9 protein-coding genes are annotated in these 14343 nt (G+C 42.9%); 4 read left to right on the forward strand and 5 right to left on the reverse strand.

Going from position 1 to position 14343, the window contains the following annotated elements:
- Positions 1-87: 87 nt before the first annotated feature.
- The gene (locus H8S90_RS17975; protein ID WP_187339231.1) at positions 88-1101 is read left to right on the forward strand and encodes a zinc-binding alcohol dehydrogenase family protein; all 1014 of its coding nucleotides are present in this window, start codon (positions 88-90) and stop codon (positions 1099-1101) included.
- A gap of 80 nt (positions 1102-1181) precedes the next feature.
- Here H8S90_RS17975 and H8S90_RS17980 read toward each other — a convergent pair whose 3' ends face one another.
- The 3 genes from H8S90_RS17980 to H8S90_RS17990 all read right to left on the reverse strand — a co-directional run bounded on the left by H8S90_RS17980 (position 1182) and on the right by H8S90_RS17990 (position 6148).
- Positions 1182-2624 (reverse strand): RagB/SusD family nutrient uptake outer membrane protein, encoded by a 1443-nt coding sequence (locus tag H8S90_RS17980; protein ID WP_187339232.1) that lies wholly within the window; start codon positions 2622-2624, stop codon positions 1182-1184.
- A gap of 26 nt (positions 2625-2650) precedes the next feature.
- Positions 2651-5677, reverse strand: a complete 3027-nt coding sequence (locus tag H8S90_RS17985) for a TonB-dependent receptor (RefSeq protein WP_187339233.1) — start codon at positions 5675-5677, stop codon at positions 2651-2653.
- Positions 5678-5929: 252 nt separating this feature from the next.
- Positions 5930-6148 carry a hypothetical protein gene (locus H8S90_RS17990; protein ID WP_187339234.1) on the reverse strand — a complete coding sequence of 73 codons (219 nt, stop codon included), beginning with the start codon at positions 6146-6148 and terminating at the stop codon, positions 5930-5932.
- 167 nt (positions 6149-6315) lie between these two features.
- Between H8S90_RS17990 and H8S90_RS17995 the strand changes: the two genes are divergently transcribed.
- Positions 6316-6831 carry an O-acetyl-ADP-ribose deacetylase gene (locus H8S90_RS17995; protein ID WP_187339235.1) on the forward strand — a complete coding sequence of 172 codons (516 nt, stop codon included), beginning with the start codon at positions 6316-6318 and terminating at the stop codon, positions 6829-6831.
- A 2-nt stretch (positions 6832-6833) separates the two neighbouring features.
- Here the strand turns inward: H8S90_RS17995 and H8S90_RS18000 are convergent, their stop codons facing one another.
- On the reverse strand, positions 6834-7229 hold the full coding sequence (locus tag H8S90_RS18000) for a DoxX family membrane protein (protein ID WP_187339236.1): 396 nt from the start codon (positions 7227-7229) through the stop codon (positions 6834-6836).
- A 92-nt stretch (positions 7230-7321) separates the two neighbouring features.
- Complete coding sequence (locus H8S90_RS18005) at positions 7322-9676, reverse strand: alpha/beta fold hydrolase (protein WP_255501649.1); 2355 nt, start codon at positions 9674-9676, stop codon at positions 7322-7324.
- Positions 9677-9974: 298 nt separating this feature from the next.
- Here H8S90_RS18005 and H8S90_RS18010 point away from each other — a divergent pair, with 298 nt between their 5' ends.
- Complete coding sequence (locus H8S90_RS18010; RefSeq protein ID WP_187339238.1) at positions 9975-10541, forward strand: RNA polymerase sigma factor; 567 nt, start codon at positions 9975-9977, stop codon at positions 10539-10541.
- 359 nt (positions 10542-10900) lie between these two features.
- Entirely contained in the window at positions 10901-14338 is a 3438-nt protein-coding gene (locus H8S90_RS18015) for a SusC/RagA family TonB-linked outer membrane protein (protein WP_187339239.1), read from the forward strand.
- Positions 14339-14343 lie beyond the last annotated feature (5 nt).

Consider the following 14343-nt stretch of genomic DNA (forward strand, 5'->3'; position numbering starts at 1 on the left):
GGAAAAGCAATTTTATGTTAAAATTCCTTAAAAGGTGGTTAAACAACATAAGCTTTATATTGATGGAATAAGCGTATTTTGCACATTATGATAAGTATTTCGTGCGTGCAACCCGGGCAGCTCAAGCTCACACACTCCCAAAAGCCAAGTCTTAAACCCGACCATTCCATTTTAAAAATAAAAAGTATTGGTATATGCGGTACAGACTTGCATGCTTTTGAAGGTATACAGCCCTATTTTGAATATCCACGTATACTCGGACATGAAATTGCTGCCGAGATCGCCGAAACTGAAAAAGGAAGCGGTTTCACAATAGGTGAACGAGTAACTGTTATTCCATACTTGCACTGCGATAACTGCATTGCCTGTCGTAATGGAAAAACAAATTGCTGCGTTGATATGCAAGTCATTGGTGTACATTGTGACGGTGGCATGCAGGAATATATTTGTGTTCCAAATCCTGCTATTGTTAAGGGCGCATCACTTTCGTTCAACGAACTAATGCTGATTGAACCTTTAGCTATAGGTGCACACGGTATTCGTAGAGCTGCCATAAAATCGGGTGAACATGTATTGGTGATTGGTGCGGGTCCGATTGGTTTAGGCGTAATGGAAATTGCCCGAATTGCCGGTGCTGAAGTCGTTGCCATGGATATCAACAATCAACGCTTGGCCTTCTGCAAGGACAAACTGGCTATTTCCCATACCATTAATCCGCTTGAGGCATCCCCTATCGAAAAGCTGGAAAAAATAACATCTGGCAATATGCCTACAGTAGTTATAGACTGTACCGGAAACCTGCAAGCTATTAACAATGCCTTTCAGTATATAGCCCACGGCGGCCGATATGTGCTCATCGGATTACAAAAGGAATTCATCAATTTTAGCCACCCTGAATTCCATAAGAGGGAAGCAACTTTAATGAGCAGCAGAAATGCTACCCGAACAGATTTTGACTATGTGATAAGCTGTATGCAGCGGCAGTATATTCTACCAACACATTATATTACGCATCAGGTGGGATTCGAAGACGTAGAACAAGTTTTCCCATCTTGGCTAGATCCTGCTTCCGCTGTCATAAAAGCTATGGTAAAATTTTGATTGCTCTGCTGTCTGGTATAAGTGAGTGGATGGTCCGGCAATATCTGCACCATCCACTTACTTATTTGTTGTCCCAATTATCAGTATCCGGGATTTTGTGTCAGGTTTGGATTAAGATCCATTTCTGCTTGTGGGATTGGAAGCCGTTCATGTACGCCCGGTCTAAAATTAGTTCTTCCAATACCGTACAAATAAGATTCCGCATCGCCCCAACGTACTAAGTCAAAGAAAAAATGTCCTTCAAGCCCCAGTTCCGAGTGACGTTCCAGTTTAATTGCTTCGCGTAGCGCATTTTGAGAAATTCCCGTGGCAATTGTAGGCATATTAACGCTTGGTCGTTGTCTTATCTGATTGACATATACTACTGCTTCTGCTGTACTTCCTACTTCATTCAGTGCCTCCGCTCTAATAAGTAATAATTCAGCGTACCGCATCATGATGAAATTCTTAGGGCTATTACTGGGCTCAATGTTCGGACCTCTTCCAACAATATATTTTTTTGTACTAAATCCTGTTGGCGTGAAGGCAGGGTTGTAGGTAATACCCTGAAAGACATCTCCTTCCATAAAAACACTGAAACCCAATCGTGGATCCCCTTCCGCAAAATGTTCAACGAATGCTCTCCTGACTGTTCCTTGACCATAGCCACCGTCGGGCGAAAAACCTGATGCCCGGGGCGCGTCGTAATCATTTAAGATAGAACCCAAGCCACCTAAAAAAGAGGCATATTGCACTTCAAATATCGATTCCGGACTGTTATCGTTTTCGAGTTCAAAAGCATGGAAATAATCATCCATCAAGCGATAGCCAAAAGACGCCGCATTATCGGTTACTTCGGCCGCCTTAGCCGCGGCTTCTTCCCATTTTTCCTGATATAAATGTACTTTGGCCAAATACGCCTTAGCCGCTCCCCGGGTAGCTCGACCAACGTCTGCTCCAGTGTAATTTGTCGGTAATTGCTCTTCCGCAAATGCCAAATCCTGTTCAATCTGTCGGTAGATTTCGTCGATCGGTGTGCGACTTACCAGATAATCATCAGTATCTGTTGAAGGGGTTAAAATCAATGGAACTTCACCGAAAATGATCGCCAGGTAGTGGTAGTACAAACCTCTCAAAAAGTGAGCTTCGCCGAGTAGCCGACTTTTTAATTCTTCGTCGAGTTCAGCATCCGCCAACCTATTTATGGCTAGATTTGCCCGAAGAATACCCGCATATGCATTTTGCCAAGAGGCTGTTGCCGTCTCATTGTTAGGTAAAATCGTAAAAAGCGACAATGGATCATCCGTTTCTGCTGTTTGTGTATCTCCTGCCATCCTGTCGCCAATTCGATTTACCATCAGCGGACCAGCTCCACTAGCCAGAGGCGCATAAGTCGCATTGATAGCTCTCAATGCATCTTCTTCCGTTTGGTAAAAATTTTCATCGACCAGTGCCTCCAACGGTTCTTTGTCGAGGAAGTTTGAACAATTTGTTAGGCCAAAAACAGTTACTAGGAATAAAATATTTTTGATAAATGCTTTCATTTTTTTTTCAATTAATGGATATTAGCTTAAAAAGTGACATTTACGCCGAACATAAACGTTCTGGCAAGTGGATATGTCATGTCCTCTTCGAAATTGTTGTCTGTCCCATCTACAACCTCCGGATCAAACCAAGGATACTTTGTGAAGGTCAGTAAATTCTCGCCACTTACGTACAGCCTCAAGCGATTAAGGCCAAATACTTTGTTAGAAAGGGTGTAACCTAATTGCGCATTTCTCAAGCGTAGATAACTTCCGCTGAATACGTGAAAGTTAGATGTTCTTCCATTACTGGCCGGATCTCCCCACACCATTCTAGGGAGATAATCCGATGTTCCGGGGCCGGTCCATCTACCTAAATATTCTGCCACACTATTATCGAAGTTATGCATGAAGCCACGTCCAAAACCGCCTAGGTAAATATCATTTCCCGATACACCTTGAAAGAAGATATTCATGTCGAAACCTTTATAATTCAGGCTGGCATTAAAGCCATAATTAAGCGTAGGTATCGTATTTCCGATAAAGTCACGATCAGCATCATTAATTACACCGTCGCCATTAAGATCACGCCAACGGATATCTCCGGGAGCCGCTCCAGGTTGCGTAGCAGCTCCATCCACTTCTTCCTGTGTTTGAAAAATACCATCATGAATAAAACCGAATATTGATCGTATGGATCGACCTTCTACTGATCGGAATTGCCCATCGATGACTGGAAGACCTGCCAATTCAATGACACGATTTTTTAATGTCGATAGGTTCCCACCGATTTGGTATTGCAACTCTCCTACCTCTCCCCGATGAATCAGGCTCAGTTCAAAGCCCTGATTACGGATTTTTCCTACATTCCGGTAAGGTGCCTCAGCAATGCCGGTACTCAATGGTACCGGTGTCTGCAAGAGCATGTCCTTTGTGTCTTTAATGAAATACTCCGTCACCACATCCAATTTGCCGTTGAATAAGGTGAAGTCTATACCAATATTACTCATTTGAGTCGTTTCCCAGCGTACATTTCTATTACCTAAGGTTATTGGTGCCGCTCCACTGGCTATTCCCTGTTCTTGTCCAAAAACATAATTCTGTGCAAGATCGACAACGTTGGCATAGGAGTATAAACCAATTTCCTGATTACCCAGCTGCCCCCAACTTGCACGTATTTTCATATCATCAATAAATGTGAGGTCTTGCATAAATGCTTCATTCTTGATCCGCCATCCTGCAGAGAACGAAGGAAAATAACCGTATCGATTATCCGGTCCAAACCTAGATGAACCATCAGCCCTAAAGTTTGCTGAGAACAAGTATTTATCATTATAAATATAATTTACCCTCGCCAGAAACGAAAGTAATGACCAATCGGAACCCCCGCCCCGTGCCAGGTCATTAGTGCTTGCGGCGTTGAGTGCACGTAGGTCGTTGTTGGGCAGATTCCTACGTTCGGCAGAAAAATATTCGGTATAATTTTCTTGTGCCGTAAGTCCAACTAGCGCGGATAGCTCATGCTTTTCCTGAAATGTACGATCATAGCTTAACGTATTTTCATTCAACCAAGTGCGGGAAAAGTCATTACCTTTCCAAAGTCTATTGATGGTATTTGTGCGCGTACCGAAGGCATAAGTTGGGTCAAAGTTCATGGAGTTGGTGACCTGATAATCAATACCAAGCGTGCTCTTGAACTTCAAGTAATCATTAAAAACGAATTCTGCATAAACATTTCCTAAAACACGATAAATGGACTCATCATCATCAAAAATAGTGGATAAAGGTAATGGTGAAAGGTAACCAACTTGTTCGCCGGGCCGTGTGGCATAAGCGTAGCTTCCATCTTCAAAGTATTTCGGTATTGTAGGAGAGTATCTAATTGAATTCACGAGCGATTCTCGCCAAATACCATCCCTTCGGTCGCCTCGGGTCAACATTAAGCTATTGCCAAAATTAAAGATCTTAGTTATTTGGTGGTCTGAATTGAAGCTGGCAGAATATCGTTTGTAGTCAGACCCCACACCTATGCCTTCCTGATTCATAAACCCCAAACTTGCGGCATATTGAGAACGCTCACTCCCACCGCTTATTGAAGTATGGTAATTCTGCATTGGTGCCGTGCGAAAAATCATGGCCAGCCGATCATGCCCCACTCCCAGGGAAGCGGGATCTTCCCAATGGGGATTTAATTCTGCATTTTCCCTAGCTTCGTTCTGCAGTGTTGCGAAACCTTGGGCATCAAGCATATCGGGATAATTGCTGATCTGCTGCAAACCATAATAAGCATTGAAGGAAACTTGAGCAGCTCCGGCCTTTCCACGTTTCGTGGTAATCATCACCACGCCATTAGCTGCTCTTGACCCATAGATTGCCGATGCTGCAGCATCCTTCAATATTGACATATTTTCGATATCATCTGGGTTAAGATGTGTGATACCACCTTCTGTAATCTGTCCATCGATTACGTAAATTGGGTTGCTGTTGCCGAGTGTACCAACGCCGCGTACCCGCACCTGTGCGGCGTTTCCTGGTCGACCAGAAGGCATTGCGACCTGTACCCCTGCGGTTCTTCCCTGCAGCGCCTGACCAACATTCGTAATAGCTGTGCTCTGGTAGTCTTGACTAGACACGGTGGCAACAGCTCCTGTGATATCCCGTCGTCTCTGGGTTCCATACCCCACAACAACCACCTCGTCCAAGAGATTGTCGTCAATGGTTAAGGTCACTTCCAATCTTTCCGCAGCTGTAACCTCATTTGCTCGATAGCCTACATATCTGAATACCAGAATAGTGTTTGCATCCGGAACTTCGAGCAAGAAATTGCCATTGTCGTCACTCATTGTTCCTAAAGTCTCATTTCCTTTGGCTGTGACGGATACACCAGGTAGTATACTACCGTCTTGGTCACGTACGGTTCCTTTAACGATAAGCTCTTGCCGAAGACTTGTCGGAAACTGTTTCAGGGAATAATTACTGATTGTGTTCAAGGAACCTTCGGCTTGAACGGAGGGGTTGGCCAATGCCGTTAATAAATAGACCGCGCCGCCGATAAGGATTTTTCGGTTCATCATAATATTAAATTAATTGGTATATAAATAATTGGTTAAATGACAAAACAGTCACACCAGTTGCTTGCTATACAGGCAGCTTTAGCGACACCATCATGTAAGTTAAACAAGATGTAGTTTAATCATCCAGTATCGCACATATTCGTGGCGGTAAATATAGAACAGAAAAAGTGGAGTCAGTTCTGCTCAATTAGCCAATGATTAAATAATATTTACATATCGGTGCGTGAAAACATATCGGTATTATTGCCGATATCATGAATTATCGGCATTATTACCGATAATATCCTGATAGAACGCCAGTAGATGCCAATAATCCGGACAATTCGTGTAATTGCCTTTATATTGTTGAATACCGTTAAAACATGCTTCTAGAAATTTCTTCGAATTGATAATTTTAGCCCAAGGTTTCCATTCCACTTCAAAGGGCGGAGGGTTATCGTCAAAGTATGTTTTTATCTCTTCCGGTGTCATTTGTTATATTATTTTTGCGAAGCCAAAGGTAAAATATTATCGCTTTACTCTTACCAAATTTATCGCTTTTCTTTGTTCTACAAGATAACACTGATGAGACCGTATTAAACACTTTCGACACAAACAATATATCGGGTTAAACAGTTTAGGTTAAAAAAAGGATTACTATGGTGGAGCTAGTTAAGGGAGACATTACAAAAGTGCAGGCAGATGCTATTGTAAATGCGGCCAACACCTCTTTGTTGGGCGGTGATGGTGTAGATGGCGCTATTCATCGAGCGGGAGGTAAGCGTATTTTAGAAGAATGCCGTAAGATTAACGAAAAACAGGGAGGTTGTAAGGTCGGAGAAGCAGTCATTACCCATGGAGGTGATTTGCCAGCTCAATATATCATCCATGCGGTTGGACCCGTTTGGCATGGCGGAAAGGACAAGGAAGAAATTTTACTCTCATCAGCTTATGAAGCCAGCCTTGAACTGGCTATAGCGCATGACGTCAAGACCATTGCTTTTCCCAATATAAGCACTGGAGTTTACCATTTTCCGAAAGAGCACGCAGCTCAAATCGCGATTAAAACGGTAGAAGATTTTTTAGACGCAACCGATAAAATAGAAAAGGTAATTTTCGTTTGCTTTGACGAAGAGAACTACGCTATCTATAAAGATCTGTTACAGATCGATTAACACTATCCTTTATTCAGGAGATTATCTACAGCTAAATAGTTACTTTGCACATGGTTTAGCAATACAGCAAAGAAAGCAACATGAATCAGTTGCGACGGAAGTGCGCCCCAGTTTTCAATGGCCGAAGTTCCCATAATTAAGAAAAGCATCAAGATACCGCCGGCAATTAATGCCACTCGGGTAAATAAGCCTAGCAGTAATAAAAGACCAATTACAAACTCTGCGATCGGGATAATATAACTAAAAGCAGAAACAAGGCTTATCGGCAGAGCGGCATCTTTAAAATCAGCCACCATTCCCTCACTAAAAGTCTGCAGTTTCGGCAAGCGCACCAGTCCATGTCCGAACATACTGCCTGCTATCGCCAACCGAGCCAAGAGAAATGCGATGTTGTTCATATTTTAGATGTTTTACCCAAAGATAAAAAATCTGTCTATTAATTTATCATTAGGCTATTGAATCAAGGCTATGTACCGATTATTTTATAGATTCAGTGTCCTTTTTGATTACCATCCTGATATAAGCCATCAAAAAAATCAGCAAGCTCCTGATACATTTCTACGGTCATCCGGTTAATTTCACGCGGATAAGTCAATACCAACTCCTTCCTTTTTCCATAGAGCTCATAAACGCCACTCACAGCACTTATCATATCTTGCAAAGCAGGGATATCTGTATGGCGGTCGAGTTCTGGAGCAATTATTTTCATCGGTTTAGGGGCCGCTGCAGCTATAATTTCACCAAAATCAATGGGGGTGTTCCGTGGAGAATCTACAAAAAAACCCAACCTAGGTATAAACCCATGCAGATGCGCATATATCCTTATTGATTCATATTGATCGTTTGAAGTTCTCCAGGGAGAAAAGGCAGCCACGGTTGCCAGGCCTGCAACACGATCGTCCAAGGCAGCCGTCATTAACGATACACTGCCCCCTATCGTATTTCCTAAAAGATATATATGTTCATTATCCAGGTAATCCAACTGTTCCACTGCATCGATACATCCCCTTAAATCCCTGATCATCTTTCCCATTTTTGACCATGTAGGGTGCCGTTTGTAAAAATTTTTGGCCTCTTCAATACGTGTCCCAAAGCCAAACATATCTATGGCCAGAACGGCAAAGCCCATCTTTGTCAATTCTTGAAACAATTCAGCGGTGCCTGCCCGCCCATCTTTGTCATATCCTTTAGAAAAACCGGTAGAGTGTGCGTATTGATGCGCGTAAATAATAACCGGTAATTTACCATTTGTTCTCGTTTTAAGCTGATCAGATGTGTCAACAGGGCAGTATAAAACGCCACCTATATGATCACCAATTGCTGTATAGGGGCCTAAATATATAGCCTTTGCTCCCTTCACCTTCGGGCGTGGGTTGATTTTTTCAATCCAGTCTTGTCTTGGGTTATCCCAGGCACCTACATTAACGGCCTTCAAACCTGTTGGTTCATCGCCCAGAAGCCAATTCAGTTTTTCAATAATAGCCGTTCGATCTTTATGAAATGACAACGTATCCGTATAATCCTTTTTGAGCGTAACAGACGGTAGTGTAGCGGCAATTGCCTTATCATTTGGGTGATACGCTTCCCATTCATCGAAACTATACGTGTAGTATAAATGGTTAATCCATTTATCATCCAGCCTATTAAAATGAATATCTAAGAAGTCCAGCGTCCGTTCCACGTCCCTTGCCGCAACCGGATGCTCACCCATTCTGGTAAGCACACCAATGTTTTCTGGTTTCTGCAGAAAGTCATATACCTGTTTAACCGCATAATAGTTCTGTTCATTGGCCCAGGAATTTAGTCCACGCTCAACAATGGAATAATGGTAGAGCAGCGGTCTGGGAGCGATTAAGGCCCCCAATGCGTTTTGATCCACCGGCAACCGATCTTCCCTGCCGAAGAAGAAACGCAATCTGGGATGAAACCAATGCCCGTTCCACGCCGTTACATAATCCAGTGTTTCACTGGCATACTGAGGGTCTCCGTATCGCCAGGGCGCATCTCCCCCTGTGCTCGAACTGCTGGAAACAACAGCCGCTATCCGCTCATCAAATGCAGCCGCCCATAGTGATTGTTTCCCATTGCGCGAATGCCCGGTAATGGCTATTTGCTCATCATTTACCTCTTCGCGTTTTAATAAATAGTCTACCACTCTGGAGGCGCCCCAAGCTCTGCGCATAAGTGAACTAAAATCATAATCAGGGTATAACGACTGGTAGGGATCAGTATCATCCTTTATATCCGCTGCCGCATACACGCAGGCAATATATCCCCTTTTCACCGCAAGCTGTGCCCAATCGCGGTGGTTCCACTGTGTAAGAAATACGGGAGCAGGTTTTTTGCTAGTTGGAATTATTAATTCTATAGTCATTTTTGCCCGATTCTGAGGCCCAAAATGAAGCTCTATCGTCTGTATACGCGTACCCTCCTCCACTTTGTCCGACAAAATATCCGCCCTGACATCTTTAGGGGCAGGAGGCATATGTCCCGAGATCCATTGCTGATATTCTGCTTTAATCCATTCCCTTTTACGTTGCCACTCCTCGTTCGTTTTTATTGGTTTCATTTTACCGCTATCGGTGGTAATCAAAGGATCTGGAAGTAGCGGTATGGAAGGCATCTGATCAAAATCCGGCGGGAGCTCGCCTGTTCTTTTCAGCCAATCGTCCCAGGTGCTGTCTTGCACAGATACCCGGCGCGTATTCTCACGGAACCGCTGTTTGATTATGATTTCTTTGGTATCGGCTAAAAATTGCTTCCGGCGCGCAATTGACGATTGGGCAAAGGCGTCTGTTGAAATAATAGCTGTAAGGAATAGATACAGTGTAATTACCTTATGCATAAGCAACAAATTTTCTAAATTGATAAGTGTAATGTAATACCCATTTTACTACAGGTTTATAATTTACGGTAACGTACACACTAAGTACTGGAATAAAATTTGTACTTCCAAATGTTTTATTATTAATGTCTGCTAGCTGATCTGAACCCGGTTGTCTCTTATTAAAAAAATTTATTCTAAATCTTTTTTAACTATTCACCCATAAGGACAACGTTGGCAAATTATCCTCTCCTCTGCCTTAGATTTTTTTTTTTATAGCGGAAATTTATCTAAGTTTGACTTCTCCAATTATATAACCATGACCAAGAAAACACGTGATTTGACCGTTTTGGTCCGTCAGATGGCAATTAATAATGCCGAATTAGCTTACGTTGAACTATTTAAGGAGTTGTTTGAACCCCTCAGGAAATTTTCCTACAGTATCTTGAAGTCGGCCGAGCTTGCCGAAGAGGTTGCCAGTGATGTATTATTTATATTATGGGATAAGCGTAAGCAACTGATGGACGTAAAAAATGTCAAGCATTATGCTTTTATCGCGGCAAAGAATAGATCGTTCAATAGCTTAAAACAACAAACGGGAAAGGAAGTTTTATCACTGGACGATGTAGATATGGATATTCAATTATATAGTCCCAGTCCGGAAGCGATATTTATTCATGGAGAAATGAAAATCAAACTGGAACAATCCATAGCCAAACTACCCAAACAATGTAAACTCATTTTCCAACTTGTAAAAGAAGAAGGCTTTTCGTATAAGGAAGTCGCAGAACTATTGGGAGTCTCTACAAAAACGGTTGATGCGCATTTAGTAAACGCGATGAAAAAACTAAGCCACCTCCTAAAAGCCGAATTTAGATTTGCTTAGCTTTTCGACAAAGTTATATTGTCACCATCACCTGTTCCTACTGTTTCCAAAGACCTTCGACTACCAGAAACCTGCCCGTTTTTATAAAATTATTTTTTTTTAGGGAAATTTTAAAAATAAGTTGTCTTTTATAATAGATGCTGATAAAACAGAACCAATAAAACCGTTTTCCAAAGCTGCGTCTTTTAGTAGGAAAGCATTATGCCTTAAGCGATAAAATGTATTGTTAACATTATAAACGATTTCATTATGAGAGCAACATAAATAGAAAAAATGAGAAGTGCGCCAACACCTCTCATTTGCTTCCTTGAATTAGTGTAATACTAATCCTTAGATTTTTTACAATTATGAACAAAACTATGAAAAATAAAGAACTAAACGAAAGGGTTCTTAAAGGGAGGCCTTTTGTTTATATTCTTACCGGAACGAAACGGTTACTACCTCTCTGCGCTTTGGCGCTTCTTATTCTTTGCTCATTCAGTACTTCATCAACATCAGTTGACCGGGGAGAGAAAATCGATCTTTCAGTGCAAAATGTCGCACTCAAAAATGTACTTCCCATATTGGAAAAAAAAGGCAAAATCAGGCTGATGTACAGTGAGGAAAGTACCGCCTTGCATATCCCGGTAAGCATCGATGCCAAAGGTATACCTGTGCTTGAGGTGCTCGCCCGTTTATTAGTTGATACAGGCTTGGAGTACAAAGAGCTAAAAGACGATTTGATTGTCGTGCGCGACAAATCCCAACAACAGTCACGAACTATCAGTGGATTGGTTAAAAGCGCTGATGGTCAAGCCATAGCCGGTGCAAGTGTGCTTATCAAAGGCATGCAGGGGAAAGGTACACGAACGGCTGCAGATGGCTCTTATAGTCTGGAGATACCTGCCAATGCTACGCTTATCTTTACCTATCTAGGCTATTTATCGCAGGAGATAACGGTTTCGGACGAAAACCGCTTGGATGTGGTATTGCAAGAGGATGCGCAGCAACTAGGTGAAGTAGTAGTGACCGCCATGGGGATCAAAAGGGAAAATAAAAAGCTGGGTTATTCCGCCTCGGCAGTAAATCCAGATCAGCTGATTGAAAACCGAATGACAAATTTCGGAAACAACCTGAGCGGAAAGGTTGCTGGCTTAAACGTGTCGCCATCTCCAACCGGTCCGGGCGGTTCTTCCAAAATTCGTTTAAGAGGCCAGTCCTCTTTTGGAGGGAATAATTCTCCCTTAATTGTGGTCAATGGTGTGCCGATCAACAACGCGCCGCAGGGCGGTGCAAATGATGCCAGCGCCGGCAATGATGGGGAAGTAAATACCGATTTGGGCGATGGCTTACAAAGTATCAATCCGGACGACATTGCTTCCCTTACCGTGCTAAAGGGGGCGGCGGCTGCAGCACTGTACGGTTTCCGCGCAAAAGATGGTGCCATTATTATCACAACCAAGGCTGGGAGTGAATTGGAAAGCGGTTTAGGCATCAGCTACAGTTCAAGTTTCCAGGCAGATCAGGCCCTGGATTATACGGACTTTCAATACGAATACGGGCAGGGTGAATATGGTATTCGGAATGAAACATTGGCCGATGCCAGGCGAACCGGTGTATGGAGTTTCGGACCGCGTTTCGATGGCTTACCTATCATGCAACATGACGGTGTGGAACGCCCCTACCTACCTTACAGAAATCGTGTCCGGGATTTTTACGATCTCGGGAGAACATTTACCAATTCACTTGCCGTATCAGGAGCAAATGAAAAAGGTAATTTTCGTGTATCCTTTGCCAATACCTCCGCCAATAGCATTGTTCCCAATTCCAATTATAATAAAAAAATATTCAATGTTGGTCTTAATTACAATTTGAGCAAAGACTTATCGGTACAGGTTAACGCCAATTATTCCAATGAGTTCAATGACAACCCACCGGTAGTGAACCAGCAAGCTTTCAATGTTAATCAAACCCTTTATACCTTGGCCAATAGTATTGATCTACAATGGCTGGAGAATGCCTATAAAGATGCAGAAACGGGTGATGAAATCGGACTTTCCCGGTTTACGGATCGCACGAATCCCTATTGGTCTATCAATGAACGTTTTGAAACGCAAAAGCGTGATCGGCTCTTCGGGAATGTTTCCCTACGCTACCAATTTGCACCATGGTTATGGGCACAAGGACGTATCGGTCAAGACTATTTCACCAATGTACGGCACGCCAATCGACCTAGCGGAACAGCAATGTTACCTGTAGCACCCACCGGTTTCAACGGAAACTATTTTCAGAATACCGCCACCTTCCGCGAACGGAACATCGATCTCTTGGTGGGTACCAATCAGCAGATCGGATTATGGGGTATCGATGCCACTTTTGGGATGAATTCAATGGATCAAAAATCTGAAGGTATGGGTACCTCGGTAACGAATTTTTTCATACGCGACTTATACACAGTCGATAATGGCCAAATAAAAAATCCCATCTACACCTTATCGCATAAGAGGGTAAACGCAGTATTTGGCACTATAGACTTTTCTTTTGACGAATTCCTGTTTTTGAACTTGACTGGCAGAAATGACTGGTTTTCTACCTTAAATCCCGCATCCAATAGCGCCTTCTACCCTTCTGCCAGCACCAGTTTTGTATTCAGTCAAATATGGACGTCTAAACCATCATGGTTGGACTTCGGTAAATTGCGGGCTTCTTATGCGGAGGTGGGTGGTGATACCAACCCCTATACTAACACCCTGTACTACAATATCGAAAACAACTTATTCAACGGGATTCCCTTAGGAATCATTACATCCAATATTAGTCCTAACGCCAATTTAAGACCACTTACCGTAAAAGAAACAGAATTTGGTATCGACTTTAAACTATTTGATAACCGTTTATCGGTTGATGTGGCTGCCTATAATAAATTGACGGTGGACGAAATCTTAAACGTTGATATTTCCAATGCTTCAGGTTATGAACAAACACTTGTCAATGTAGGCAGATTGCGAAATAGAGGCATCGAAGCGTCAATTACAGTAGAGCCCATTAGAAAGGAACATATAAAGTGGGAATCGGTGTTCAATTACGCCTATAATAGAAGCAAGGTACTGCAACTGGCCGATAATCAAAGCCGATTTGATGTCGGTACCGGTGAATATATCGGTGTGGTTTCGCATGAGGTCGGCCTACCCATGGCCTCCCTGCGTGGTGTCGATTATCTCCGTAATGAAAACGGAGAGATTATTACGTCAAACGGCCTTTTTCTTCCGGGAAATATCGTCACTTACGGTAGCGCAGTACCGCTTCATACCGGTGGATGGCTCAATACGATTACCTATAAAGGCATCCGTTTCTTTGCGCAGATCGATTTCAAGGGAGGACATAAAATGATCTCCAATTCCAACTTCAACTGGACCCGACATGGCCTACATCAGAATAGTTTGGTTGGTCGGGAAGGCGGTGTAGTGTTTGATGGCGTAAATAGCGACGGCTCACCAAATGCCACTCCTGTTGAAGCAGAATTGTTTTATAGTCAATACCGCTCCGGGAATATTGCAACCCCCTTTATTTATGATGCCGGTTTTATCCGCGCGCGCACGCTTTCTTTAGGCTATGATCTGAGCAGGTTTTTCCGCCAGACCTTCATCAAATCCATCAATGCCAACCTGTTTGTTAACAATCCGTTCATTATCCGAAAACAGGTCGACAACCTGGATCCAGAGACGCAGTATTCGGCGTCGGATTTAAGCGCGGGCTTAGAGGCCCATGCTTTACCCACAACGCGGACATACGGCTTAAACCTCAATGTTAATTTTTAATAGTA

Origin of the sequence: Olivibacter sp. SDN3 (genome assembly GCF_014334135.1) — a bacterium.
Taxonomy (GTDB): Bacteria; Bacteroidota; Bacteroidia; order Sphingobacteriales; family Sphingobacteriaceae; genus Olivibacter.

Excerpts from the sequence above, each read along its gene's own strand:
- H8S90_RS17980 (WP_187339232.1), bottom strand. The coding sequence starts at position 2,624 with ATGAAAGCATTTATCAAAAATATTTTATTCCTAGTAACTGTTTTTGGC.
- H8S90_RS18015 (WP_187339239.1), top strand. The coding sequence starts at position 10,901 with ATGAAAAATAAAGAACTAAACGAAAGGGTTCTTAAAGGGAGGCCTTTT.
- H8S90_RS17995 (WP_187339235.1), top strand. The coding sequence starts at position 6,316 with ATGGTGGAGCTAGTTAAGGGAGACATTACAAAAGTGCAGGCAGATGCT.
- H8S90_RS17975 (WP_187339231.1), top strand. The coding sequence starts at position 88 with ATGATAAGTATTTCGTGCGTGCAACCCGGGCAGCTCAAGCTCACACAC.
- H8S90_RS17990 (WP_187339234.1), bottom strand. The coding sequence starts at position 6,148 with ATGACACCGGAAGAGATAAAAACATACTTTGACGATAACCCTCCGCCC.
- H8S90_RS18010 (WP_187339238.1), top strand. The coding sequence starts at position 9,975 with ATGACCAAGAAAACACGTGATTTGACCGTTTTGGTCCGTCAGATGGCA.
- H8S90_RS18005 (WP_255501649.1), bottom strand. The coding sequence starts at position 9,676 with ATGCATAAGGTAATTACACTGTATCTATTCCTTACAGCTATTATTTCA.
- H8S90_RS17985 (WP_187339233.1), bottom strand. The coding sequence starts at position 5,677 with ATGATGAACCGAAAAATCCTTATCGGCGGCGCGGTCTATTTATTAACG.
- H8S90_RS18000 (WP_187339236.1), bottom strand. The coding sequence starts at position 7,229 with ATGAACAACATCGCATTTCTCTTGGCTCGGTTGGCGATAGCAGGCAGT.